General features: G+C 43.3%; 18 protein-coding genes. 7 read left to right on the top strand and 11 right to left on the bottom strand.

The genetic code is table 11. From position 1 onward, the window contains the following. Positions 1-42 precede the first annotated feature (42 nt). On the bottom strand, positions 43-1,077 hold the full coding sequence (locus tag G458_RS0117235) for an RluA family pseudouridine synthase (protein ID WP_026952995.1): 1,035 nt from the start codon (positions 1,075-1,077) through the stop codon (positions 43-45). Between the two features lie 47 nt (positions 1,078-1,124). Here G458_RS0117235 and G458_RS0117230 point away from each other — a divergent pair, with 47 nt between their 5' ends. Then, a complete protein-coding gene (locus tag G458_RS0117230) occupies positions 1,125-2,048 on the top strand; it encodes a 1-aminocyclopropane-1-carboxylate deaminase/D-cysteine desulfhydrase (RefSeq protein ID WP_026952994.1) in 924 nt (307 codons plus the stop codon). On the opposite strand, the gene G458_RS0117225 is transcribed toward G458_RS0117230, so the two are convergent. Genes G458_RS0117225 through G458_RS0117215 form a run of 3 tightly spaced genes read right to left on the bottom strand, consistent with a single transcriptional unit; the run spans position 2,032 to position 5,913 of the window. Continuing rightward, positions 2,032-2,667, bottom strand: coding sequence for an AlbA family DNA-binding domain-containing protein (locus G458_RS0117225; protein WP_026952993.1), 636 nt, complete (start codon positions 2,665-2,667; stop codon positions 2,032-2,034). The genes G458_RS0117230 and G458_RS0117225 overlap by 17 nt on opposite strands. Before the next feature lie 10 nt (positions 2,668-2,677). Beyond that, a complete protein-coding gene (uvrB, locus tag G458_RS0117220; protein ID WP_026952992.1) occupies positions 2,678-4,720 on the bottom strand; it encodes an excinuclease ABC subunit UvrB in 2,043 nt (680 codons plus the stop codon). 50 nt (positions 4,721-4,770) lie between these two features. Continuing rightward, complete coding sequence (locus G458_RS0117215) at positions 4,771-5,913, bottom strand: lipoprotein N-acyltransferase Lnb domain-containing protein (RefSeq protein WP_245579290.1); 1,143 nt, start codon at positions 5,911-5,913, stop codon at positions 4,771-4,773. Positions 5,914-5,999: 86 nt separating this feature from the next. Here G458_RS0117215 and G458_RS0117210 point away from each other — a divergent pair, with 86 nt between their 5' ends. From G458_RS0117210 to G458_RS0117200, 3 genes are read left to right on the top strand one after another with little or no spacing between them, the layout of a single operon-like run. Further along, positions 6,000-8,306 (top strand): T9SS type A sorting domain-containing protein, encoded by a 2,307-nt coding sequence (locus G458_RS0117210; RefSeq protein WP_051287415.1) that lies wholly within the window; start codon positions 6,000-6,002, stop codon positions 8,304-8,306. Positions 8,307-8,364: 58 nt separating this feature from the next. Continuing rightward, positions 8,365-9,678: a gluconate:H+ symporter gene (locus G458_RS0117205; protein ID WP_026952989.1), complete on the top strand. Its 1,314-nt coding sequence runs from the start codon at positions 8,365-8,367 to the stop codon at positions 9,676-9,678. Positions 9,679-9,701: 23 nt separating this feature from the next. Beyond that, on the top strand, positions 9,702-10,166 hold the full coding sequence (locus G458_RS0117200; RefSeq protein WP_026952988.1) for a RidA family protein: 465 nt from the start codon (positions 9,702-9,704) through the stop codon (positions 10,164-10,166). On the opposite strand, the gene G458_RS0117195 is transcribed toward G458_RS0117200, so the two are convergent. The 6 genes from G458_RS0117195 to G458_RS0117170 form a co-directional block, all read right to left on the bottom strand. Then, the gene (locus G458_RS0117195) at positions 10,163-11,554 is read right to left on the bottom strand and encodes an MltF family protein (RefSeq protein ID WP_026952987.1); all 1,392 of its coding nucleotides are present in this window, start codon (positions 11,552-11,554) and stop codon (positions 10,163-10,165) included. The genes G458_RS0117200 and G458_RS0117195 overlap by 4 nt on opposite strands. 123 nt (positions 11,555-11,677) lie before the next feature. Further along, on the bottom strand, positions 11,678-13,018 hold the full coding sequence (locus G458_RS0117190; protein ID WP_035468442.1) for a TolC family protein: 1,341 nt from the start codon (positions 13,016-13,018) through the stop codon (positions 11,678-11,680). Next, positions 13,018-16,080 (bottom strand): efflux RND transporter permease subunit, encoded by a 3,063-nt coding sequence (locus G458_RS0117185; RefSeq protein WP_026952985.1) that lies wholly within the window; start codon positions 16,078-16,080, stop codon positions 13,018-13,020. Before G458_RS0117185 ends, G458_RS0117190 begins: the two co-directional genes overlap by 1 nt. Before the next feature lie 4 nt (positions 16,081-16,084). Beyond that, positions 16,085-17,164, bottom strand: a complete 1,080-nt coding sequence (locus G458_RS0117180) for an efflux RND transporter periplasmic adaptor subunit (RefSeq protein ID WP_026952984.1) — start codon at positions 17,162-17,164, stop codon at positions 16,085-16,087. Continuing rightward, positions 17,161-17,964: an alpha/beta fold hydrolase gene (locus G458_RS0117175; protein WP_026952983.1), complete on the bottom strand. Its 804-nt coding sequence runs from the start codon at positions 17,962-17,964 to the stop codon at positions 17,161-17,163. The genes G458_RS0117180 and G458_RS0117175 overlap by 4 nt, the downstream gene beginning before the upstream one ends. Before the next feature lie 328 nt (positions 17,965-18,292). Next, positions 18,293-21,580: a TonB-dependent receptor gene (locus tag G458_RS0117170; protein WP_026952982.1), complete on the bottom strand. Its 3,288-nt coding sequence runs from the start codon at positions 21,578-21,580 to the stop codon at positions 18,293-18,295. 343 nt (positions 21,581-21,923) lie between these two features. Here G458_RS0117170 and G458_RS0117160 point away from each other — a divergent pair, with 343 nt between their 5' ends. Further along, entirely contained in the window at positions 21,924-22,613 is a 690-nt protein-coding gene (locus tag G458_RS0117160; RefSeq protein ID WP_026952980.1) for a lysoplasmalogenase, read from the top strand. 30 nt (positions 22,614-22,643) lie between these two features. Here the strand turns inward: G458_RS0117160 and aspS are convergent, their stop codons facing one another. Further along, a complete protein-coding gene (aspS, locus tag G458_RS0117155) occupies positions 22,644-24,398 on the bottom strand; it encodes an aspartate--tRNA ligase (RefSeq protein ID WP_026952979.1) in 1,755 nt (584 codons plus the stop codon). A gap of 290 nt (positions 24,399-24,688) precedes the next feature. Between aspS and G458_RS0117145 the strand changes: the two genes are divergently transcribed. Continuing rightward, complete coding sequence (locus G458_RS0117145; RefSeq protein WP_026952978.1) at positions 24,689-25,996, top strand: peptidoglycan DD-metalloendopeptidase family protein; 1,308 nt, start codon at positions 24,689-24,691, stop codon at positions 25,994-25,996. 69 nt (positions 25,997-26,065) lie between these two features. Then, complete coding sequence (rluF, locus tag G458_RS0117140; RefSeq protein WP_026952977.1) at positions 26,066-26,794, top strand: 23S rRNA pseudouridine(2604) synthase RluF; 729 nt, start codon at positions 26,066-26,068, stop codon at positions 26,792-26,794. The last annotated feature ends 109 nt before the right edge of the window (positions 26,795-26,903 follow it).

Genomic DNA, 26,903 nt, shown 5'->3' with positions numbered 1-26,903 from the left:
AAAAAATATATGTAATTCGATGTTTTATTAGCAATTAAGCAATCATTCGTGCTTTACATAATTATCCCATTTGTCTAATACACTTGAAAAATCCTCCGGTAAGGGAGCTTCAAAGTATATTTTCTCTTTGGTAACCGGGTGTATGAACCCCAAACTCATCGCATGAAGGGCCTGTCTGGGCATCAAATCAAAACAGTTTTGAACAAAGGCCTTGTATTTCGCAAACTGGGTCCCTTTACGGATTTTGTCTCCTCCATACATGGCATCATTAAAAAGCGGATGTCCCAAAAACCGCATATGAGCCCGGATTTGGTGGGTACGGCCTGTTTCTAGATTACACTGCACCAAAGTCACATACCTCAGTCTCCTCACCACCTTCCAATGAGTCACGGCATGCTTGCCCTGACTGCCATCCGGAAAAACGTCCATCACCTTTCGGTCCTTGGCACTTCTTCCAACATGTCCTACAATAGTTCCAGAGTCCTGCTCGGGCTCTCCCCACACCAATGCCAAATAGGTTCGGTCTATCGTGTGGTGAAAAAACTGTGCGGCCAATGGGGTCATAGCCTCCTCTGTTTTCGCAACTACCAATAAGCCTGAGGTGTCTTTATCTATCCTGTGCACCAGACCTGGCCTACCCACGTTCCCCTTCATCTCTGGAAGATGCTGAAAATGGTAAACCAACCCATTTACCAGGGTGCCAGTCCAGTTTCCATGGGCAGGGTGGACAACCATACCCGGAGGTTTGTTGACAATCAAAAGATGGGGATCTTCGTAAACAATATCCAAGGGAATGTTTTCAGAAATAACTTCAGTATCCCTAGGAGGCTTCTCCATCAACACCTTGATTTCATCGGAGGCCTTTATTTTATAATTGGCCTTGGTTGGCTGTCCATTGACCAGAATAGTCCCTGAATCTATGGCTTGCTGAACCTTATTTCGGGTGGCATTGGCGACCTTTTCTGTTAGAAATTTATCAATCCTCACGGGGGATTGACCTTTGTCCACAAGAATCCGGTGATGCTCGTATAATTCTAATTCGTCTTCCTCGAAGTCTTCGTCTGGTCGCTGGTTCATATCACAAAAATAGGAGGATGTCGCTTAACTTTGGCAAAAGCTCACATATGCTTGTTCTAAATCCTCCGGAAATCCAACTATTGAATCATCCTCTTTTTTTAGAAAAAGGCTTGCAGGTGGCTATGCTTAGATTAGACCAAGCCCATCCCCAAGCTTCGGGAAATAAATTTTATAAACTTAAATATAATCTGGAGGAAGCTAAGAAGAGGGGTAAAAACACCATTCTTACCTTTGGAGGGGCATATTCCAATCACATTTATGCCTGCGCGGCCGCTGCCAAACTTGAAGGATTGCTATCCATCGGGATGATTCGCGGGGATTATTTCGACGAGAAAAACCCCACTTTGGCCTTTGCAAAAGCTCAGGGAATGAAGCTTCACTTTTTAGATCGGGAAACTTACCGAAGGAAAAACTCTCCAGAATTTGTTCGGGAATTGGAAAAGCGGTTGGGAGAGTTCTATTTAATCCCTGAGGGTGGCACGAATTCGCTGGCAATTCAAGGTACTCAGGAAATTCTGGGACCAAACACGATTAATTATACCCATATCTGTACCTCCATCGGAACCGGAGGAACTTTTGCCGGTTTGGCCGGAAGTATCCAAGCAGAACAAAAACTAATGGGATTCTCCTCGCTTAAAGGGGATTTTATCCATCAGGAGGTCCGGGATAAATTGAATGTATTTGACATTCAGCCAAAAGGAAGCCTGGAAATAATGGCATCCTATCATTTTGGAGGATATGCCAAATGGAAACCCGAGTTAATCGATTTTATCCATTGGTTTTTCGAAGAATTTGGAGTGGTACTGGATCCCGTTTATACCGGTAAGATGGCTTTTGGAGTAATCGAGCTGATCCAGAAAAACTATTTCCCAACAGGTTCAAAAATCCTTCTTTTACATACTGGTGGCTTACAAGGAAATGTAGGCTTCAGCCAAAAAACCGGGATCCTTCTTCCTAGTCTTTCAAAGTAAAATAATCTTCCCCTTCCTGAGGATGGATATTCAAGACATTGGCAGTCACCAATCTCACTAAGGTCTTGGAGGCTAAAAACTTGGGCAATTGAGCCAATTTGGCGAATTCCCTCAGGGTGATTTTTTCATTTTCTCCCAAAGCCTTCATCAAGATTTCCTCTTTTTTTCCATAGGTAAAAACAGTGTCTTTCGGATTCTTGCTTTTTTTAAGGACCTCCCATACCTCTCTGCTGGCCTGCACAGATCGGTCATCCACCCGGACATAAGCTTGCTTCCGGTCTTTTTCTTTTAAATAGTGAGGCCTACTCGGACTAATTGGGATACGAAAAACCGCCACCCCTTTCTTTTCATTCAGCTTGAAAGAATATACCTCAAAGTCCAAATCCGGAAAAACCAATTCCCGGATAGCCTTTTCCATCACAAAAATTTCCTCCTCAATAAACCGCTGTCCGCTGACCGTCCCATCGTCTTCCACTCCAATCAAGAGATCCCCTCCAAGGGTATTGGCAAAGGCGATCACCTCTCTGACAATCTTCTCAGGGAAGGCAGCTTTTTTCTTGAATTCGATTTTCAGACCTTCTCCCTTGGAGGCTAAGGATCTTACTTCTTGAAGATTCATGATTGATTTTTTAATTCCCTAAGCCTCTATTGAGGTCTTCCAATCTCTTTTTCTGAGCCATCCACTCGTCCCGAAGTCGGGCAGCTTCCATAAAGTTGAGCTCTTTGGCTGCTTTTTCCATCTGCTTTTGAGTCTGCTGAATCAACTTCTCCAGCTTATCCTTACTCAGATATGCCACCACTGGATCTGCGGCCATCACTTCTTCTCCCGGCATTGGTTCAGCATAGATTTTCGCATTCTTTTTAGAATCAGCCACCTTGGTTTGACCCATGATTTTGTCTCTGGACTTGATTACCGTCTTTGGTGTGATTCCATGCTCTTCATTATATGCCGTCTGAAGTGCCCTCCTACGCTTGGTCTCGTCAATAGCGGCCTGCATAGAGTCCGTGATATGATCTGCGTACATGATCACCCTCCCCTCAGAATTTCGGGCAGCCCGTCCGATAGTCTGCACCAAAGAGCGCTCATTTCTCAGAAATCCTTCCTTATCCGCATCCAAAATCGCCACTAACGAAACTTCCGGAAGGTCTAATCCCTCTCTCAGCAAATTCACCCCTACCAAAACATCAAATACCCCTAATCTTAATTCCCTCAAGATTTCTACCCTGTCCAGGGTTTTTACTTCGGAGTGAATGTATCGGGATTTGACTCCTGCTCTTTCGAGGAATTTCTGAAGTTCTTCCGCCATTCTTTTAGTCAAAGTCGTCACCAACACGCGTGCATCAGTCTTGATGGTTTGGTCGATTTCTTCCAAAAGATCATCGATTTGGTTTTGACTCGGCCTAACCTCAATGATAGGATCCAAAAGACCCGTGGGTCGGATAATTTGCTCCACCACTACCCCTTCAGTCAGGGCAAGCTCGTAGTCTGCCGGAGTAGCCGACACGTAAATAACCTGATTGGTCAGCTGCTCGAATTCTTCGAACTTCAATGGTCTGTTGTCCAGTGCTGAAGGCAGTCTAAATCCATAATCGACCAAATTGACTTTTCTGGACCTATCACCTCCCCACATCGCTCGGATTTGCGGGACAGTCACGTGGCTTTCGTCAATCACCAACAAAAAATCATCCGGAAAATAATCCAACAGGCAGAATGGTCTTGTTCCGGGTTTTCTCCGATCAAAGTACCGCGAATAGTTTTCTACTCCTGAACAATAGCCCAATTCACGGATCATCTCCAGATCAAACTCGGTTCTCTCCTGAAGTCGTTTAGCCTCCAGAAATTTTCCTTCTTTTTCAAAAAAGTTAACCTGAGCCACCATGTCATCCTGAATTTCGTGAATGGCTGTTTGGATAGTATCTCTTCCAGTGACAAAAAGATTTGCCGGAAAAATAGAAATGATTTTCTCATCCGACAGCTTCTTTCCTGTACTGGGCTCTATTCTCTGAATGGCTTCTATTTCATCTCCCCAAAAGAAAATTCTATAGGCAAAATCCGCATAGGCCACAAAAATATCGACCGTATCACCTTTGACCCGGAAGGTCCCATGAGTCAAATCTTGCTGTGTTCTGCTGTATAGAATATCCACCAACTTGAAAAGAAGTTGATTTCTTGGGATAATATCACCTTCCTGCAACCGGAGAACATTTTTTCCAAACTCCTCCGGATTTCCAATACCATAAATACAGGAAACAGAAGCCACAACGATCACATCTCTTCGGCCCGAAAGTAAAGATGAAGTGGAGCTGAGCCTGAGTTTTTCTATTTCCTCATTGATGCTGAGATCTTTTTCGATATAAGTCCCGGAGCTGGGAATGAATGCCTCAGGCTGGTAGTAGTCGTAATAGGAGATAAAATACTCAACGGCATTTTCCGGGAAAAACTGCTTGAATTCTCCATAAAGCTGGGCCGCCAAGGTTTTATTGTGACTTAAAACCAATGTCGGCCGCTGAGTTTGTTGGATTACATTGGCAATGGTGAAAGTCTTCCCGGACCCAGTTACCCCTAACAATACCTGAGAGGAATCCCCGGCATTTACCCCCTCGGTCAGCTGCTTTATCGCTTGAGGTTGGTCACCGGTAGGCTGGTAATCTGAAGTGAGTTTGAATTCCATAGCTTCTTCCCAACGCCTTAAAGGGGGCAAAAGGTTTATAAATTCCCAAATTAAGAATTAACCCTACCCAGCCTTTCCATATTATAATACAGAAAATTACTTCTCAGAATCAGCACCAAAAACAAAGGAACCAAAGAAGGATGGAAGGACTGAAAACCAATCATCCAAACCAATAAAGCCAAAACTGTAAGGATCAAAGTCCCCAAAAGATATTTTGAAATCCAGGAGGGAGTTGACTTTTTCATTAGACCCCAAGCAAGTGCTAAATGCCCTGGAAATGCCCAAAGGATGTTCCAATTCGACCTAGTGGCAGAATGGTCTGTGAAAAACCATAAGAAAGTAATCAACACCCCTAATAGGCCTAATACCAGGAAAATTCCAATATCCATTCCTTTATACAATTTGCCTTTTCTAAATCCAACAAAGGTCACCAGTCCTACCACGACGGCAAAAGCCCAGAGTACCAGATATGGGTTTAAAAGATCTAATCCGGGTTCCTCTTGAGGATATTCTAAAATCACCCGACTCTCCTTAACCAAGGGACGGGTCGGGCCCTGTCCCTCAATGGTGGCATTGGCGAAAGCTTGCTCCATGTAATCCGGAAGAAACTGAGCCTCTCTGGCTGTTGCGGGCCTGTCAATCACTGCTCCCAAGGCTAAATCTATTCCCAGATCTGCCCAAGGAAGTATGTAAACATATTCATCGATCAGGTTTCGGAAAGTCTTTTCCTCCGCCACTTCAGGATCATTCCAGACCAATTGCTTTCCTATGGCTATCTCAAAGGCATCCCGAATCTTGGTGGCACAATTGTTAAAAAAGAAATCGTATCGGTAAAATCGTCTCGCTGGATCGTATTGAGCCTGAAGATGCTGAACCAAGAAATCCTTCTGATCGGCACTTAGATCCAAGATTTGCTCTCTGACTCCCCGCTTAAAGTAGTCGTACTCGATGATAAACTGATCATAGGTGGTCACACTGAGCATATAATCCAGCTTTCCAGCCGCAAACTTGCCATAGAAATTTGGGGTATTGAAATCAAAAGTGCCAAAGTTGAACACCAAATCCCTTCCTTCCGAGCCAATCTCACGCACTCGGATGGCACTGTGCCCAAAGCTGGAATACAGCTCCTTGCCGGGATCACAAGTCAGCAAACTCACTTCGTACACCTGAGCTTGAGCTGAAGCTAAAGCCATGAATATCAGGCAAAAATAAACGACTATTTTTTTATGAACTGAAGGCATTTTATTAACTTAAACTTACTTTTTAACAATACTTTTTTATGGATAGAATTAGCTGGACTCTGGCCTATTTTTCCTATTTAACCTGCCGAATATACAGGATATTCCTGGCAGTTGGAGTCTCCATACTCTTACTTCAAAGCGGGCTTTGCCAAGAAATTAATTCCTACAAAACCATTGCCACAGGGGATTTCCCTAATCCGGCAATCTGGGCTGTTTGGAACGGCAGTTCTTGGAATCCCGCCTCCACAAAACCCAGTTTAGCCAATGACATCTACATCGACCAAACCCATACGCTCCGACTGGTCGGAAATGAGCAGGTGAAAAGTGTTTTTATCAATGCGGAAACCGGTGCAGGCCAAAAACTAAATCTTAACGGATTCAATCTGGACGTATTTGGGACTCTCCAAGCCTTTTCCGGTCCAGCACCCGGTATGCCTGATAATGCCTGGAACAGTCAAAACTGGATCGGAAATTCAATTTCAAGCACAATTACGTTCAAGGGAAATTCAAGGACCATTATCCAAAAAAACAGCTGGAGTGCACAAACCACCCAAAGCAGGTTTTCCGTCATTTTCGATCCCAATCCAGGACAGACCCTGACTTTGGAATCTCCTTTGAAGGCCCTCCAGTTTACGGTCAAAGCAGGAAATCTTCTTCAAAAATTGGATACTTCTGTGCTGCCAAACGTCTGTAATACCCTTTCTTTCAATACAGAAACCACAGTTTTTGGGACAGGCCCATTTGGAAATCTCATGATTGAAAGTGGGGCAACGATGATTTCGGAATGCAATTCTCTCATTCTTAACCGTTCCACCAGTGGTTCTGTGAGTGCCCTGAATTTTATTCTCAAACCCGGAGGGATACTGATCTTGGAAGGAAGTGCTCCAAGAATCGAAGCGGCAAATTACCAGCTAAACGGAAAAATCATTTTTCGGTCAGGCAACAGCCCCAAATCCTTCCTTTCCAGCTCCTATCCAGATGCCGGAATTCCCAATTCAGTGGGTGATGTAGTCTTGCAAAGCAATCAAAATCTTCAACTTCCGGCTCAGCTTTTCTTAAATGGGAATTTAGAAAAAACTGGCGTTGGAAATTTCCTGACCAACAGCACTCACCTTGTACTCACTGGCTCAGGAAATCAGGAAATAATTGGTTTTCCTTTGGTGGTTAGGGATTTGACCCTAAATAAATCAGGAGGAACATTTTTCCCGAGAGACCATCTCACAATTCAGCGTAATCTTGCACTTCAGCAGGGTCAAATAGATTTTCAATGGAAAGAATTGATCATCAATACCTCTGGACTCGGCAGCTATACCTACTCGGGAGGAAAATGGAAAAACCTTGGACTATTCACCTACCAAAATATTCCCCTTTCCTTAAACGGGCTGAATTCAACTTTCCCTTTTGAAGATTCATATAATGGAGGGGTCAGAAAAGTACAGTTGCTGGGGAACACGGTGGGAGGGAATTTGAGTATCCGTTTTACTGAATATAAAGGTGCTGAACATGACCCCGGCTTTGATGACAATGACGGAACCCCGATACTTTATCGGCTTTTTAGCTTTTTCCAATTTTCTGGGTTTGCCTCTGGCAGTTTACCTCTTCAAGTCCGACTTTCTGCGGATCAGTTGATTGTGGACAATGTCGACGACCTGCGAGTAGTGGGGACTGGATATCCCTTGGGAGGCACCCATGTTCCGGGGATCGATCCGGTTAATCTTTGGGCGGTTCGGGATTTGACATGGAATGATTTGTCTGGAAAAAACGTCACTATCGGGAGCTATCGGGTTTTAAGCATCCTTCCAGTAATTTGGCTTGAAACCATCGCAAAAAAACATCCTTCTGGCAATCTTGTGACTTGGAAGCTTGCGGCGGAAAAGGACAATATGCTCTTTGAGATTTTCCGCACCGAAAAATTAGGAGAGCCTTGGGCGCTAGTGGGAGTAATTCCTTCAGAAGGTAACACCTCTGAGCCTAGGGAGTACCGCTATATCGATGAAAAAGCCTCTATTTACAGATCATATTTATACCAAATTCGCCAAGTTGACCTTTCCGGGGAATCCTCATGGAGCAAGGTATTTAGGACATTTGGAAAAGATTGGAAAGAGGAGCACCTACTGATCTATCCGAATCCATTTATTTCCGGATCCTTACACCTTGAATTCCCAGAAAAATCATTTGAGAATTCAAGAGTTTTGGTCAGAAATACTCAAGGTCAAGTCCTATTTTCACAAGAGTTAGACGAACACTCACTGGCTGATTTTTGTCAAACACTGCCAACAGGAGTATATATTGTCACGGTCTATTCTGAAAACAGATTGTATTCGGGAAAATTGATCAAGCGATAAAAAGAGATTGAATTGCGGTGATTTTTATATCTTTCCTCATTAACCTATAACCCAACCTATGACCTTCCTTCTTGTGCTGCTCAGCATAGCCATCTTGGTATTGCTGATTGTTTGGGCCAAGCTCAATCCCTTCCTTTCCTTTTTAATTGCTTCCATCGCTGCCGGAATGATGCTCGGACTCCCTCCAGATCAGGTGGCAAAATCCGTCCAAAAAGGAATGGGAGGATTGTTGGGTGACTTGGTAATTGTAATTGTCACCGGCGCAATGCTAGGCAAATTGGTTGCGGAAAGTGGGGCCGCCCAACGCATCGCAGGATTTCTGATGAAGATCTTTGGAGAAAAGTACATCACCTGGGCCATGGCTTTTACTGGCCTGATCGTGGGAATACCTCTATTTTATAATGTTGGCTTTGTGCTTTTGGTCCCTTTGGCATTTACAGTTTCTTACCAGTTCAGACTTCCTGCGGTCTATGTAGGCATGCCTTTATTGGCAGCTTTATCGGTGACGCATGGCTTTCTTCCTCCTCATCCCTCCCCTGCTGCTTTGGTAGCGCAATTTGAGGCCAATATGGGCTTGACTTTATTTTATGGATTTCTGATCGCCATCCCCACCATTATTATCGCAGGCCCACTCTTCGCTCCTTTTCTGAAAAACATCAAATCCGAACCCTTGAAGACTTTTCAGGCCGAGCCGAAGCCGGAAGATGAACTTCCGGGAATTGGAAACAGCCTTTTGACAGCCCTTTTACCTGTTTTTCTTTTGGTAGGGACTACCGTAATCAGTCTTAACACTAATCCGGAGGACACCCTTGGTCCTTTTGTTGGATTTATAGCAGATCCCGGAGTAGTCATGTTAGTTTCTCTTCTCTTTGCCACCTTCTCGTTGGGATTGGGAAGAAAGCAGAAAATGACCCAAATCATGAATATTTATACCGAGGCTACCAAAGACGTCTCTATGATCCTACTGATTGTGGCAGGCGCTGGAGCTTTGAAACAGATTTTTACGGATTCTGGCGTAAGTCAAACAATCGCCGAAAGCCTTCAAACATGGGACATGCATCCCTTGATTTTGGCTTGGTTGATTACCTCAGTCATTCGGGTATGTGTAGGATCGGCCACGGTTGCAGGACTGACCACAGCAGGCATCATCGCTCCTTTAGTTACCACCATGAATGTAGATCCTAACTTACTGGTTTTATCCATTGGGGCAGGAAGCCTGATGTTCTCCCATTTCAATGACGGTGGATTCTGGATGTACAAGGAGTTTTTCAATGTCAGTATCAAAGACACGATTAAGTCCTGGTCTCTGATGGAAACCATCGTGGCAGTATTTGGGCTGATCGGTGTCCTTATTTTAGACCTATTTGTATAACTTCGAAAAAATTAATTTTAGCTATGCAAACCCCTGAACAGAACTTTGAAAGCCTTGGGCTTACACTTCCACCCGCTCCAAAGCCTTTGGGCGTATACAAACCTTGTCTGGTCGATGGAAAATATCTTTATCTCTCCGGCCATGGAACAGTCCAAGAAGACGGCTCTTTGATTATTGGAAGAATCGGAGAAGATATGGACATGGAGGAGGGAAAATTGGCAGCCAGACAAGTGGGCTTGGCTATGCTGGCTACCATCAAGGCTAACATTGGCTCTTTGGACAAAGTCAAAAGAGTTATCAAAGTCTTGGGAATGGTGAATTGTGTCTCCACATTCGAAAGACACCCTTATGTCATCAATGGCTGCAGTGAACTTTTCGCTGCTGTTTGGGGTGAAGAAAACGGAATCGGGGTCCGTTCCGCAGTAGGCATGGGTACCCTTCCTGACAACATCCCCGTGGAGATCGAAGCGCTTTTTGAGCTACATTAAGGCTCGATCAAAGTACGGTAAGACTCGTAAAGGCTCAGAATATCCCGAACGTAGTTGACCGCAATATGTCCTTTCGCATAACCACTTCTGACCACCGGATCCCGATAATACTCGGGATCACTTTTTAAATTCAGGAAGTAGGAGACGTCCTTCCAGCTTTGGGTATTTTTTCGAAACTTCATGGCCAGCCTCCACGCATCCTCTACATGACCTTGACCTATGTTGTAGGATGCCAGCATAAACTTGATCCGCTCATTAGAATCAGGGACCCTTTCTCTCCAGAATTTGTCCAAGTATTGGAGATACTTAACCCCTCCTCGTAGGGATTCCCTAGGATCATTGGGGTTGGTGACCCCGAATCTTTCCAAAGTCACCGGCATCAGCTGAAGCAACCCTTCCGCACCTGCATAAGAAGTAGCCGAGGTATCAAAGCCCGATTCCTTATATACTAAAGCCGCCAGCAATCTCCAGTCCCATCCCAGCTCTCGGGAATTATCCTGAATCAAATCATCATATACCGAAATTCTATTTCCTCCCAAAGAGGAAAACTGGCTATTGGCTCGGTAAAAACTATTTCTCGGACTCAGGAAGTATTTCGCATATACCTCGGGAATAAACCGCTGTTTTTTCTCCTGAAGCCAGGTATTGATTTCTGCCAAAAGATTAGGGGAGTTTTTTCTTACTGCCCAGGAAATCGTCCCGTTTTCAGAAACTTTCAAAGACACATCCAAGCCCTGATAATAGGTTTGGTTGGCCTTGGCAATGTTCCTGTCCGCGACAGTCCAGTTGATTTGTTTATCAGCGATCTGATCAATCAGAGTCTCCTCATGAAATTCCGTTACTTTTACCGTAAACTGCAAATTGAGTGAATCCTTGATGCTTTTGAGCTGCTTCTCATAGACGGTCCCTTTTCGGATATAGACTGTATCGGTACCTAAGGAATTCCAGGTTACGTGACTTTCGAATGGCTTTCTTCCCACCACTACGGTACTCATGGTCCCGAGATAATGGGTAAAGGAAGCTCGCTGCCTTCTCTCGCGGGAATTTTCCAAATTCATCGCGATGAGATCCACCTTTCCTTCGTCCAACAAATCAAAGGCGTTTTCAATATCAGAGACTACTACAAATTCGATTTGCACTCCGAGGGTTTTTCCTAAATCCCGCAGAAGTTCAAATTCATAGCCCATCCTTCTGCCACGGTAGATATAATAGGAAGTGGAGTTGTTGTCAACAGCGGCTCTTAGGGTACCTCTAGCCTGAATTCCTTGAAGATCTAGGATGTAAGGAGCCTTGAAAACCTTTTCTATTCGGTTTTCAAAGAAGGTACATTGTACTCCTGAAAACAGGAGAATAAAGAAGGAAATAATTCCAATGAGTGCTTTTTTCATGCCAAGGGGGTAAACCCCAGATGGTCCAACCCCCTGATTGGCAAAGGCTATGCCAAAATAAAATTGAAGAATTTGTTAAAATTGGCAAATAAAAAACGGAGCCTTTAAGAGCTCCGTTTTTTATCAGGGATTTAGGGTAAAATCCTCTGCGCTATTTTGGAAGAAAATTTTACCAGACAACCTCATTAATTCGATTTCTTGCTCCTTAATCTGATAAATGGAAGTAATGAGACGGTTTTGAGCGGTCAACAAATTGACCTGGGCATCACGGAATTCCAAGTAAGATGCTATCCCCAATCGAAATCTTTCCAAGGCGATCTCTGTGTTTTCTTTAGCCACCTGATAATTTTTTTCCTCTATCGTCAATAGCTTCAGATTTGTCTCATAAGTATTAAATGCCCTTTGAATATCCGACAGGAGCTGAATTTCATATTGCTCCAGAGAATAGTCCTGAATTCTTTGTTGAACCTTGGCATTTTGAATCCTTCGGTTGAGCGTTAAGCCACTAAAAAGATTGATGGTGACATTCCCTCCGTAGTTGAATCCTTGTCTTTGATTTTGGATCAAAAATCCCGCATCGGAATTGGAGGTATTATTTACATAAGCCCCATTGAGATTTAACATCGGCAATCTGGAAGCCTGAAGCTCTTTGGTTTGCAAAAAGGCAACATTCTTTTGTCTTTGGTTGATCAAGAGGAGTTTGTTTTCCAGGAAAGCATTGTCCTCCAGCTCTGCAAAATTCAATCTCTGGGCAATGGTGATGGTATCCTTGATGGTAAACTCTGTAGATGGGCTGATTGCCATTAACTCATTCAAGTTGACTTTTGCGTTTTGGATGATCTGCTCCTGAGACAGCAAAAGGCTGGAATCAGAGTTATAATCTACCTGTGCGGTAAGAAAGTCTCTTTTTCCTGCTCCACCAAGTTCATATTGAGCTTGAGCAATATTCAGTCTGGCTTTGCTCAATCGGAGCGTCTCTTTCAATACCTGATAGCGCTGAAGCTCCAAAATCAAGCGATAGTAAGCAGTAGAAATTCCTGCCACAGTGTTCTCAACCGCAATTTTAGCCTCCAACTCACTGATTTCGGTCAATTGCCCCAGCCGTCTCATGGTAATGATGGATTCTGGTCGAAAACCATAGATCGCTGCGACATTGAAGTTTTCATTTCGAGAACGGGCATTATCAATTTCCCGGGGTGCGGGATCATTGACGAATTTCTGAGTCACATCTTCATTACTGAAAGAGCGAAGGTAGGTCGCGTCCACCTGAGGCATGAATAAGTCCCCTGCTCCGATTTTTCTTTCTCCCTCCCTCAAGGACACATTGTCAACTGAAATTTTGATTTGAAGATTATTCTCCAAACCCAATTGAATGGCTTTTTCTAAATCCAAAGACTCCTGGGCAATGGCGGATGTGCCAAAAACCAAAAGGGTAACATAAACTAATAGGATTGATTTTTTCATCAAATTCTGGCTAATCTACCTTGTTTAGATGTAAGGAAAGTATAGATCGAAGGGATAACAAATAGGGTCAAAATGGTTGCGAAAGTCAGTCCCCCAATAACAGCAGCTCCCATGGGCACCCTGCTCTCAGCTCCGGCTCCAAGTGCCAAGGCAATCGGCAAAATCCCCAAGATTGTGGACAAGCTGGTCATCAAAATCGGTCTGAATCGAGCTACTGCTGCACCGAAAATCGCTTCTTCCACAGGTAAGCCCTGCGCTTTGCGTTGATTGGCAAATTCCACAATCAGAATTCCATTTTTTGTCACCAATCCGATCAACATGATAATTCCAATCTGGCTGAAAATATTTAAGGTAAATCCAAATAGCCAGAGTGTTCCTAAGGCTCCAAACAAAGCCAATGGTACCGTAAACATGATCGTCAATGGATCAGTGAAACTTTCAAATTGTGCAGAAAGCACCAAATAAATCAAGACCAAAGCAAAGATGAAGGCGAAAATCAAACTGTTAGATGACTCGCGGAATTCCTTGGAAGGTCCCGCTACGTCTGTGGAATATGTTTCGTCCAAAACTTCGGAGGCGATACGATCCATCTCATCCAAACCGTCCCCGATCGTATAGCCTTCGGCTAAGTTGGCAGATACGGTAGCACTGACAAATCGGTTAAATCTGTACAACTGAGGAGGGGTGCTGTTTTCCTTCACTTTTACAAGGTTATCCAGCTGAACCAATTGACCATTGCCTCCACGGACATAGAGCATCCTAAGATTGATCGGTTCATTTCTGTCCTGAAGGCGCATTTCACCGACTACTTGGTATTGCTTTCCATTCATGATGAAATACGCAAATCGTTGTCCTGAATAAGAAAGCTGCAAAGTCCGGGCAATTTCCTGAACTGAAACGCCTATGTTTCTGGCCTTTTCCCGGTCAATTTCAATTTCAAGTTCTGGCTTTGTGAACTTCAGGTTGATATCGGAGAAAATGAAGGCTTGACTTTGGCCCACCTTCTCCATAAAAGGAGGAATGGCTTCCTTCAACTTTTCGATGGTCGGAGCTTGCAGTACATACTGTACCGGCAAACCTCCTCTTCGATCCCCGATCGATACAGGCTGCTGGGCAAAACCTCTTACAGCTGTCACAGAACGAAGTTTAGTATTTACTTGATTAAAGATTTCTTGCTGAGATCTGGATCGGTTTTCACCATCCACCAAATAAAGTCGGATGAAAGCCGAGTTGGTATTCGCTGTACCAAATCCGGGTGAAGTTACAGAAGTTACCCCTTGACGCTCTTCGGCAGGGATTTCATCCATAAGATCTTGGGCCAATTCGTCCACAACCCGATCCATATATCCAAAAGTAGCTCCTTCCGGACCACTGAGATTGATTCTCAACTCTCCTCGGTCCTCGGTAGGTACCAATTCCGTTTGAAGGCTGTTAAAGAGAAGGTAAATCCCGCCTCCAATCAAAAGAACCAACACAAAGCCCAGCCATTTTACTTTCATAAAACTAGCCAAGGCACTTTCATAGATATCATTCAGCCATACAAAGAACGGTTCCGTGAAGTTGTAAAAGGCACTCTGCTTTTCTCTTCTTTTCAAGAGCTTGGAGCTCAACATGGGTGTCATGGTCAAAGCCACGAAGGAAGAAATAATCACAGAACCTGCCACCACAATTCCGAATTCCCGGAAAAGCCGCCCGGTAGTTCCGGTAAGGAAAATCACAGGAAGGAATACTGCTGCCAAAGCCACGGTAGTCGCAATTACTGCGAAGAAAATCTCCTCTGAGCCTTGTCTAGCAGCCTCCAAAGGCTTTTCGCCTTTCTCAATTCGGGCATAGATATTCTCCAAAACCACAATTGCATCATCTACTACCAGACCAATGGATAACACGATCCCCAATAGCGTGAGCACGTTGATGGAGAAATTGAGCAGGTACATGATAAAAAATACCCCGATCAAAGAAATCGGAATCGTCAATACTGGGATAAAGGTCGTTCTCCAATCTCTCAAAAAGAGAAAGATTATAGCCACAACCAGAATAAAGGCAGTGATAATGGTCTCCTGAACTTCTGCTATTGATTTCCGGATATATTGGGTGGAGTCAAAAGCAATCTCGATCCCGACGTCCTCCGGAAGATCTCTCTTGATTTGGTCAATTCTCTTGTAAAATTCATCGACTATTTCAATGTTATTAGAACCTGGCAAAGGGACCAATACTACTGCCACCATAGGAACGAGATCTCTTTTTAGAACTGTTCGCTCATTTAAAGCAGAGAGTTCCGCACTTCCAATGTCCTGGAATCTTACGATGTTGTTTTGATCCTCCTTGATGATCAAGTCATTGAATTCCTGAGGAGAACTCAAGCGGCTCTTGGTCCGGACGGAAAGCTCAATATTTTGCCCTTCAATCCTTCCGGATGGAAGCTCAAGGTTTTCACTCTGCACTTTTTGCAGCACATCCAAAGGAGTAATGCCATAGGATGCCATTTTTAAGGGATCCATTCGGAGACGAATAGCATATTCTTTCTCTCCCCAAATCTGAACTCTACTTACTCCAGGGATGGTCTGAAGTCTTTCTTTAAAAATTTTATCCGCAATATCAGAAAGCTCCAAGAGGCTTCTATTGTTGGACTTGACATTCAAGGCTACGATAGGTTGAGAATCTGCGTCAGCCTTCGATACTACTGGAGGTTCTGCATCAGGAGGAAGATTTCTTTGGGCACCTGCCACCTTGTCCCTCACATCATTGGCAGCAGCTTCCAAATCAGCCCCAACCTCAAATTCAACCGTGATATTACTTCTACCGTCTGCACTTGTCGAAGTCAGGGATTTAATCCCTTGGATCCCGTTGATTTGTTCTTCCAAGGGTTCTGTAATCTGAGCCTCAATGACGTCTGCATTGGCTCCCACATAGGTAGTACTTACATTGATTACCGGAGGATCCACGGATGGGTACTCACGAATACCAAGCATGGAGATCCCTATTCCCCCAAAAAGGAGAATCACCAGTGACATTACAATGGCCAATACAGGCCGGTTGATACTCAAATTTGAAAGACTTGCCATAAGATCAGTTGATTATGGTAGGTTGGATCGACATGCCTTGTCGTGCCTGCATTACACCCGTGGTGAGTACCAGATCGCCTTCATTCAATCCAGATAAGATCTGAACATGAGATTCGGTTCTGGTTCCGATTTGAATTTTCTTCTGCTCCACCTTTCCGTCGGCAGTAGCTACATATACTTTATATCCTTCCAATTCAGGAATTACCGACTCCGCAGGTACCATCAGGGCGTCTTCAGTCACTTCCAGAATGAATCGAATTTTCACAAACATCCCCGGCAGGAACTTTCCTTCCTTATTCGGGCTTTGAGCTCTTAGTTTCAAAGTTCGGGTCGCCAAATCCACCTGAGGTTCGAATGCATAGACTTTACCCTCCTCTTCTTCGGATGAGGACTCATTGGAAAAATAGATGGGGGATCCGATCGTCACTTGGTTGGCATACCTCTCTGGGATGGAGAACTCAATTTTGACCGGATCGATATTGACAATACTTACAATAGGAGTGGTAGGACTAATTACTGTCCCTTCAGAAATCAACCTTAAGCCCAACTTACCATTGAAAGGCGCGCGGACGACGGTTTTGGCTAGTTGCGCCTCCACCAACTTTATGTCAGAGATCGCCGTGTTGTATTGATTCAAGACAATGTCATATTCTTCCTGGCTGATCGCTTCTCTGGCTAATAGTTGTTTTTGTCTGTTTTCCTGGGTTTCAAACAGCTTTTGAGTGTATTTCAGCCTCTGATATTGAGCCTGCAGTTCATCATCATTTAAGTAAACAAGAGGAGTTCCTTTGGTTACATATTGCCCCTCACGGAAATTGATTCGGGTCACAAGACCTGAAATTTCAGACCTCAGATCTACAGATTCATTAGGCAAAATAGTACCTGTTACTTGCAATTGATTTCGTAAGGTTTCTCGTTTTAATTGGATGACATTAACCGGAAGAGCTTGCTGCGCTCCTCCTCCGCCAGTGGATCCTGTAGCTGTGGGCTCAGCTCTTTGGTCTGCAAGTCTGGGATAAAAAAATGCAATCAATACGATGACGATGATCCCGATAATCAATCCAATTTTGGTAGTTTTTTTCATTGAGGTACGGAAGTGGATGTAATTCTTTGATTAATGAATGCTATGGATAATTGATTAAACTCTTCTGGTTTTTCGACATTGACTACGTGCCCACATTTCTGCAAAACACTCAAAAAGGCGTTTTTATGATCCTTCACCAGATTTTTTACCGGTTCCAGAAACATGACATCCTGGTCACCCATGATGTAAAGGGTCGGAATCCCCAAGTCTTTTTCCTTGAAATACCTCAATAGAGGATTGATTTCTTTGGTCAGGGTAAACCAGCGGATAAACTCCTTCTGACAAAGCTTTTGGGCCTCTTGAATAAATAAATTCCTGGATTCAGCATGCTGCTTTCTAGGCATGATGATGAAAGCAAAAAGGCGGTAAAGCCACATGTAGGGAATGAACCTTTTGAAAACATTCCCCAAAAACACCAAAATCCTACTTTGAGTGGTAAGTCTGGTGACAGCTCCTGCCAAAACCAGTGATTTAACCCGGCTCGGCTCCATCTCGGCCAGCTGCCTTGCCAATATGGTGCCCAAGGATACACCCATAAAATGGGCCGGCGGAAGCTGGAGATGATCCAAGACTTCCAAAATATCCTCCGTCACTGCTTCAAAAGTGTATTTTTTACTCCAAATCGCCTGAGGTAAATCCGCGGATTTACCATGCCCTCTCAGATCAATCAACAGGAGATTATATTCCTTCTGAAACTCTCTCAACTGCTTATGCCAAACTGCACTGCTTCCTCCTGCCCCATGGATAAAGACAATCCATTCTTGAGAACTGGAATGGAAAAATTGCTTATAGTATAACATAAAGCTTCAACTCACAGGTCAACTCAAAAGTTGCCAATTCCAAAAATAACAGAGGAAAGCCCAGGAATTTGCGGAAAACTTACTGAAGGTAAATTGCTGTTGCCAAAGGAAAATAAAAGTGATGCTAATGTTACAAATTGAGAAAATAGAAATCTTTTTAACTCCTCGGGCAGATTCAATGGTTTGGGGAATATAATTTTCTGCCTTCCATTACTTATGCATTAGTCTAAATTATAAGGTAGCTTGGACAATTAACACTTTCTTTTACATACGCCTAAAATAAAAAAAGCACTCCAAATGGAGTGCTTTTAAAGATGTTTTGGTCTGATTAATTGAAGATATATCTCAAACCGAACTGCATTCTCCAAACGTCATTAACGCCTGCAGTAGCTCTGTACGTCTCAGAAATCAAGTCCGTACCGAAGTTTCTCAAACGGTACTGAGAAACGCCAGCGGCGTTAGCAGGACCACCTTGAGCTGTAGAAGGTACGATCAAAGGCTGAGTAGAATTGAAGGTTTGACCTACACCCCAATCAGAGTTAAGAAGGTTGCCCACATTCAGGATATCAATTCTAAATTCAAGCGTGTTCTTCTTGTTATTGATATTCGTGAACAATTGCTGAGCGAAAGAGAAGTCAGCTCTGGAAATCATCGGCATGATGACTGCACCTCTTTGAGCATACTGACCTCTGTTTTCTCTCAAATACTTATCCTGCTGGATATAAGCTTCCCAAGCAGCAGCCTGCTCAGCAGCAGTGAATGTTCTTGGAGTACCGTTCACAGTCACAGTATACTGTTGGAAGTTCATTTCCTCAGTGTTCTTGTGAATGTAGATTAGGTCATTGGAAGTACCACCGTCACCGTTCAAGTCACCACTGAAGGTGTAGGAAGCGTTTCCGATAGTTCTAGATTCCCAGAATAGAGAGAATGAAGTATTTCCAAACTTGAAGAAGTCCTTGCTATAGCTAGCAGTAGCAAAAATTCTGTGTCCCAAGTTGTTGGAAGAGAAGCCCAATTCAGGATTGTTAGGGTCTCTGGAGATTGGGTTGTTAAACCAAGAACCTGAAGCGATAGATCCTGGATCCACGGTGTTCATAGATTCACCATAGCTATAGGCAGCTTTTACAAACAAACCGCTGGTAAATGGTCTTTCCAAGGAAACGGAAGCAACCCAAGAGTTACCTACTGCTTGATTTGAAAGAACAATAGCATTTGGAATATTGCTGTTGATTCTGTTTCTGGTGTATCGAGGTCTTTTGTCAGGACCATTGAACAAGGCTTGGTGAACCGGAAGGTTACCGTTATAATAAGCAATTCCGTTTACGTCAGAGCTGTAGATGAATTCACCTGTAGCCACGATGCCGAAAGGCAAAGCTTGGTCAACCGCGATGTTGGATCTCCACACCTGAGGGAATTTGAAATCAGACTCAGTCAAAGCCAATTCATAAGAAGCAGCAGGCTGACCTGTTACTTCAGCTGGCTTGTAAGCATCTGGATTAGGGTTGAATGGTCTCGCAGTGGTGTTGTCAAACTGAGCAAAACCAGTCAAGATACCGTTGTTACCCACTTGGTTGGAAATCCAAACGTATGCAGGACGACCGGTGAAGATACCAGTACCACCTCTAACCTGAGTTTTCTGGTTGTTGAATACATCCCAGTTGAAACCTACTCTTGGAGACCAAAGGATGTTAGGATCAGGAAGCTTATCTGTTCTGAAGTTTACATAAGCACTTTCGGAATTTCTGAAAGTCAATGCTTCTACAGCCTGATTTCTAAGTGCTGTTTCTCCGAAATATGGAATATCCATTCTCAAGCCCAATGTAGCTTTGAAGTTATTGGCAATTTGGATTTCATCCTGAGCATAGAAGCCCACATAATCCACTTCCAAAGGCTGAACTGGCTTCTCAGAACCAGGGATGTTATTCCATCTTACTTGGAATCTTCTCAAGTTAACACCAGAAGGCACACTGTTTCCGTTAGCCAAGAAGTTGTTAGCATCTTTGTAGAAGTCTTCTAGAGAGTTGTAAACATAGGCAGACTGAGAGCCTGGGAAGAATACGTTTTCAGACTGGTATTTTTCGTAGCTAAATCCAAGAGTGAATGTGTGCTTACCAGCGAAAATCTGAAGGTTGTTCTGAACTTGGAAAGTCTTATATCTCAATTCGTTGTTTGGAGTAAATGGCTCAAAACCGAAAGAAGTATAAGTGGTACCGTTGTTCAAGATATCTACCATTGGGAAGAATTCTCCCTTGTATCCACGGCTTTCATCCTGGAAAGTATAACCTACAATCAAGTTGTTGGTCATGTTGTTGTTGATTCTGGTGTTCAATTCACCCACAACTGAACGGATATTTTCCAAAATGCTGTAGTTGGAGTTTTGGAAGTTCAAGGCATCAACTCGACCGTTTCTGCTACCAAAACCCAAAGAAGAAGAGTTAGACATCAAGACATCGGTAGAAGAATCCAAGTGATTGTATCTTACACTTAGCTTGTTTTTGTCGTTGATGTTGTAATCCAATTTCACCAAGAATTTGGTACCCAAAGTCTCGTTGTCATATCCTTCATAAGGACCAGTTTCGTAGTTGAAGTTATTTCTCAAGAAAGTGCTCAACTGATCCAAGTCAGAAGCCAATACTCGGGTCACATTACCCTGAATAGCTTCACCTCTGTTAGCTACCCAAGTAGTACCTGGTCTAGCTTCAGTCTCATCTTCAAAGGAAGCAAAGAAGAATAGTTTGTCTTTGATGATCGGGCCGCCAACTCGGAATCCATACTGCTTGTAAGTAAAGTCACCAGGGTTGAAGGTATTCTGACCTGCTTCGGTACCTACGTTTTTGTTATTTCTCCAGAAATAGTACGCAGAACCAGTGAACTCATTCGTACCAGAGCGGGTAACAGTGTTTACACCAGCACCGGTAAAGTTTCCTTGTCTTACGTCATAAGGAGCTACGTTTACGGAGATTTGCTCGATTGCATCCAAGGAGATTGGAGATACACCCGTTCTACCACCTGGGTTACTTCCACTACCCAAACCGAAGGAGTTGTTGAAGTAAGAACCATCCACGGTGATGTTGTTCAATCTAGAATCCTGTCCAGCAAAAGACTGACCGTTAGACTGAGGAGTCAATCGGGTAAAGTCATTGATGTTTCTGGAGATAGTAGGAAGTTTGGACAAGGTTCTGTTGTCAATTGAAGTGCTGGCACCAGTTCTCTCATTGGAGAAAATGCTTCCTGCGCTGGAAGTAACAACTACTTCAGACAATTCCTGACCATCTTCCGGCAATACCACATTGACGTTAGCAAAAACGCCCAAGGAAAGTACAATACCGTCAATTTCTTGAGTACTGAAGCCAATAAATGACACAGTAAGTCTGTAAGGACCACCTACACGCATCCCAGGGATGGAATACTTACCTTCTACATTGGATACTGCACCGTATCGGGTACCGGAAGGTAAGTGAGTAGCAACCACATTCGCGCCTGGAAGTGGCTGGCCGTTTGCTTCAGTCACTACCCCTGAAATACCGGAAGTAGTAACACCCTGAGACAAAGCATACCCTGTGCTCAGCACGAGTAGGAACATTGCCATCAAGTTTTTCAGTAAATTTTGCCTCATAATTTTTTGTTTTGGAAAGTTGGTTTTGATTTAGAAATCTCCGCAAAGGTAAGGTTCACACTCCTGTTGGTCAGAGTAGTTAACATTAAATTTTTGCGTTGTAAATTTCACACTTTTTAACAAAAGCTTAACACCTTGGATCAAGGAAAATGAAATAAAATTTGCCGTTTTAGGATTTTTTTTACCCCAAGTCGTCAAATTCAATGCGAAAAACCACAAAAATTCCTGTTTTTTGAACCCGTATTATTCTAAAAATTGAATTATTTCAATACACTAATTGATTAAAATTCGATAATTCAGTCTTTTATGGTCTCATTTTAATTTATTTCAAAATATTATTCTCTTGAAAGATAAAAATATCATCTGGCTCTATGTTTTTCTTGCTGCTACCCTTGTAGATATCGCCTTTCTTATTGAAGGAGATACCCACTCAAGGTTTTTTTCCAAGCCACTCATTCTCTTGGGACTGATTCTCTATTTTTATCGGATCACCCGACCCATAGCTTCCACCTTGTTGACAAAGTCTATTCTAGGTGCTTTGATTTTTTCCTGGATAGGTGATGTACTCCTGCTTTGGCCATCGCTTTTCATTTATGGATTGGGTGCATTTCTGATGGCCCATATTTGCTACATTATCGGTTTCCGACTTGCTCAAAGCGGACCCAATGGACTTGGGCAGGTCAACTTTATCAAGTCATTTTTTTTCAACCTCCCCATATACATTGTAGCTGCCTTCATTTTCTATCTCATCAACCCAAATTTGGGAGCCTTGAAAATTCCGGTAATTGCCTACATTTTAGTCATTGTAAGCATGGTCGTCACAGCCAGGGAAAGGTTTGGAAAGTGCAGTCCTGCTTCTTTTTGGCAGGTATTTATCGGGGCGATTTTATTTTTGGTTTCTGATGGAGTCTTGGCGATGGCCAGGTTTTATAAAGATTTCCCTGAATCCGGAATCTTGATTATGGGCACTTATGCCACAGCTCAATTGCTGATTGTGATGGGAATCCGGTCTTACTTGGTGGGTAAAAAATAAAAGAGGCTGATAAAATCAGCCTCTTTCTGTTTATTTCTTCAGCGCAACTTGAATCGAGAGTTCCTTGAGCTGCTCATCGGCAATGGTACTAGGAGAGTCAATCATTACATCTCTTCCTGAATTGTTTTTCGGGAAAGCAATATAATCCCGAATAGAATCCGAGCCTCCAAAAATTGCACATAGTCGATCAAAACCAAAGGCAATTCCTCCGTGAGGGGGAGCTCCATATTCAAATGCTTCCATCAAGAATCCAAACTGCTTTTGAGCCTCTTCATCAGTAAAGCCCAGATGCTTGAACATCAATTGCTGGGTACCACGGTCGTGGATACGAATTGATCCCCCACCGATTTCAACTCCATTGATGACTAAGTCATAGGCATTTGCCCGTACTGAACCTGGGTCTGTTTCGAGCAATGGGATATCTTCTCTTTTGGGAGAAGTAAACGGATGATGCATGGCATGGAACCTTTGAGTTTCCTCGTCCCATTCCAACAGTGGAAAATCCAAGACCCAAAGTGGCTTGAAGACATTCCTGTCTCTCAAGCCCAAGTCCTCACCCATTTTCAACCTCAACTCGGACATTTGCTTGCGGGTAGCTTTAGCCTCGCCACTTAAGACCAACATCAAGTCACCTGGCTCGGCACCAAAAGCATTTGCCCATTGCATCAAATCATCTTGGGAATAGAATTTATCTACGCTGGACTTCAAAGTTCCGTCCGCATTATATCGGACATAAACTAGGCCCTTGGCTCCGATCTGGGGCCTTTTAACCCAATCAGTGAGCTCATCGATTTGCTTTCTTGTAAACTCAGCTGCTCCTTTTGCACAGATCCCAACCACTAGTTCAGCTTGATCAAAAATGGAAAAGCCTTTGCCCTGAGCCAATTCATTGAGCTCGACAAACTTCATGTCAAATCTCAAATCCGGCTTATCGTTGCCATAATATTTCATGGCATCTGCAAAGGTCATCCTTTCAACTTTACCCAATTCCACGCCTTTAACAGATGAGAAAAGGTGTTTGGTCAAGCCTTCGAAGGTATTGAGTATGTCTTCTTGCGTTACAAAGGCCATTTCGCAGTCAATCTGCGTAAACTCTGGCTGGCGGTCCGCCCGCAGATCCTCATCCCGGAAACATTTTACAATCTGAAAGTAACGGTCAAATCCAGATACCATCAGGAGCTGCTTAAAAGTCTGGGGAGATTGAGGTAAGGCGTAAAATTCACCCGGATTAACCCTACTTGGAACCACAAAATCCCTAGCCCCTTCCGGAGTGGATTTAATCAATACCGGAGTTTCTACCTCAATAAAGTTTTGCCCATCCATGTATTTTCGGGTCTCCTGCATCATGCGATGACGGAGTTGAAGCTTCTCCCGGACCACATTCCTGCGTAGATCTAGGTATCTGTATTTCATTCTCAGGTCATCCCCGCCGTCCGTTTCATCTTCTATAATGAAAGGAGGAACTTTTGCAGGATTGAGTACCTCTAGAGCAGTGGCCTTGATTTCAATCGATCCTGTAGGGATTTTATCATTTTTTGAAGTCCTTTCAATTACCAAACCGGTAGCCTGAACAACAAATTCCCTTCCCAGTTGGGCAGCTTTTTCCAGGAGGTTCTTTTCAGTGGATCCTTCTTCAAAAATAAGTTGAGTGACTCCATAACGGTCTCGCAAATCCACCCAGATCAATCCTCCTTTATTCCGGACCCGCTGTACCCAGCCAGCCAGTGTTACTTGTTGATTGACATGATCCAGGCGCAATTCGCCGCAGGTATGAGTTCTTAACATTTTTCCTTTTGATTTTGGGAGGTCAAAGATAAATAAATGACCTAGAGTAATCCATGATTCTTTAAAAGATTCCTAGCGATCTCCATCATTAAATGAAAAATATTCCGATTTGAGTTGAAAATTTTAAAAACTTCAAAATCAAGTTTGTAGTAAATAACCCCCTTTGATCAAACTCCACGGCATGATAATTGCGCAAAAAAGGGCCATTACAAACGCATTCTTTTGGAAATGCGCGCAGATTTTCCTTGATTGAATGTCGATTTCCTTCACCCCAAAAAAGATTACCCCCAATGAAAAAAAAATGGATAGGTGCTGCATCTCTAATTTTGACCTTAGGAGCAGCGGCTTTGTTCCAAATTTCACCGCTTAGTTCAAATTTTTTCACCTCTCAAACTGAAGAATCAAGCACGGACAGCTTACTTGTTCAACCCAAAAAATCAGTATTCCTCTATGGAATTGATGTCACGGGATTGAATATCGTCGAAGGAACTGTAAGCAAAAACGAGACTTTGGCTACCCTATTATCTCCTTTCAATGTCCCTTACCAGATCATTGACGAGATTGCCAAAAAATCAAAAGACATTTTCGATGTACGCTGGATTGCTGCCAATAAGAAATTCACCGTCATCACTCCCAAAGATTCATCCCAGGCGCAGTTTTTTATCTATGAGCCAAACCCAGCCGAATACGTGGTGTTCAATCTGGATTCCATGGAAATCTACAAAGCTGAAAAACCAGCTGAATATCGAACCCGCGAAGTAGGCGGAATGATTCAGCGGTCACTCTATCAGGATATGGATGATAAGGGTGTTTCGGTGCAAATCATCAACAAATTTGCAGATCTCTTTGGTTGGTCGGTAGATTTCCAATCCCTCCAAAAGGGAGATGTTTTCAAGGTTGTCTATCAGGAAAAAGTTATTGACAATACAGTGGTCGGAGTTTCAGGAATCCAACTTGCATTTTTTGAACATAAAGGAAAACCTTATCACGCCATCCCTTTCGAACAAAACGGGGAAACCAATTTCTTCGACCAAGATGGCAACTCCTTAAAGAAAGCATTTTTGAGAGATCCTCTGGAATACACCAGAATTTCTTCGCGCTACAACCTCAACCGATATCACCCAGTTCAAAAAAGATATAAGCCTCATTTAGGCACAGACTACGCCGCACGAACCGGTACTGAAATCCGATCTGTCGGAGACGGAACTGTGGTGGAAGCCAAATACACCTCTGCCAATGGAAATTATGTCAAGATCAAGCATAACGGCACCTATACTACTCAATACCTTCATATGTCCAAAATCGGGAAAGGAATCAAACCTGGTACCCGAGTGTCTCAAGGTCAAGTGATTGGCTATGTGGGAAGCACGGGCTTGGCTACTGGTCCTCACCTTTGCTTTAGATTTTGGAAAAACGGGAAGCAGGAAGACTGGTTGAAAGAAGAAATTCCACCGTCTGAGCCTATTTCTAAGGGGAATTTGGCTGCTTTCAATTCCAAAAAGGAGGAAGTCTTGAAGTTATTGGCTTCTATAAGCACTTCTGGAGAGGGGAAATTACTTGCAGATAAAAGCTCTTTCAGCTTGGAGGCAAGCCAATAAATAAGTTGACCATTACCAAATAGGTGAATTAAACGGTGCTCCCGTGAAAATTCACCTTTTTTTATAGCTATGGATCCAGACCATTCCATTCGTATCAACAAATACCTCAGTGAGGTTGGCTATTGTTCCAGGCGTGCTGCGGACACCTTATTAGAACAAGGTCGAATTACGATCAATGGGAAAATTCCTGAACTTGGAACCAAGGTTTTTCCCAAAGATGAAGTCCGCGTGGATGGTGAATTAGTTGGCAAACCCAAGAAAAATCATGTGTATATCGCCTTCAATAAACCTGTAGGAATAGTATCCACCACAGATGTAAAGGGAGAAAAAGATAATATTATTGATTATATCGGGCACCCGGAAAGAATTTTTCCTATCGGCCGTCTGGACAAAGACAGTCAGGGCTTAATACTATTGACGAGCGAAGGTGATATCGTCAACAAAATCCTGAGATCTAAGAATAATCACGAAAAGGAATACATAGTCACCGTGGATCGCCCTATTCATCCATCTTTTATTACTAAAATGAGCGAAGGGGTTCCGATTTTAGGAACCGTCACGGATCCATGTCAAGTTAGCCAAATCAACAAGTTCAAATTCCGGATAATCCTCACTCAAGGCCTAAATCGACAAATCCGAAGAATGTGTGAGTATTTTGGGTATACAGTCAAGGAATTGAAACGAATCCGAATTATGCATATTCATTTAGATATCCCGGTCGGAAAATGGAGAGATTTAAGTGAAAAGGAAATGGAAGAGCTAAATTATTTGATTCAGGACAGTTCTAAAACATTCTAAATAAAACCCAAAAGGCCTGTCCGATCTGGACAGGCCTTTTGGTTATAAGTCTTTTCTCTTGATACCTCAGTTGGATTACATCGTATCCACTTTCTTCTGTCTTCCGGTA

The organism is Algoriphagus mannitolivorans DSM 15301 (assembly GCF_000429425.1).
Lineage (GTDB): Bacteria > Bacteroidota > Bacteroidia > Cytophagales > Cyclobacteriaceae > Algoriphagus > Algoriphagus mannitolivorans.
The sequence above is the reverse complement of the archived record's forward strand: the minus strand, read 5'-3'. Positions and strand labels throughout refer to the sequence as shown.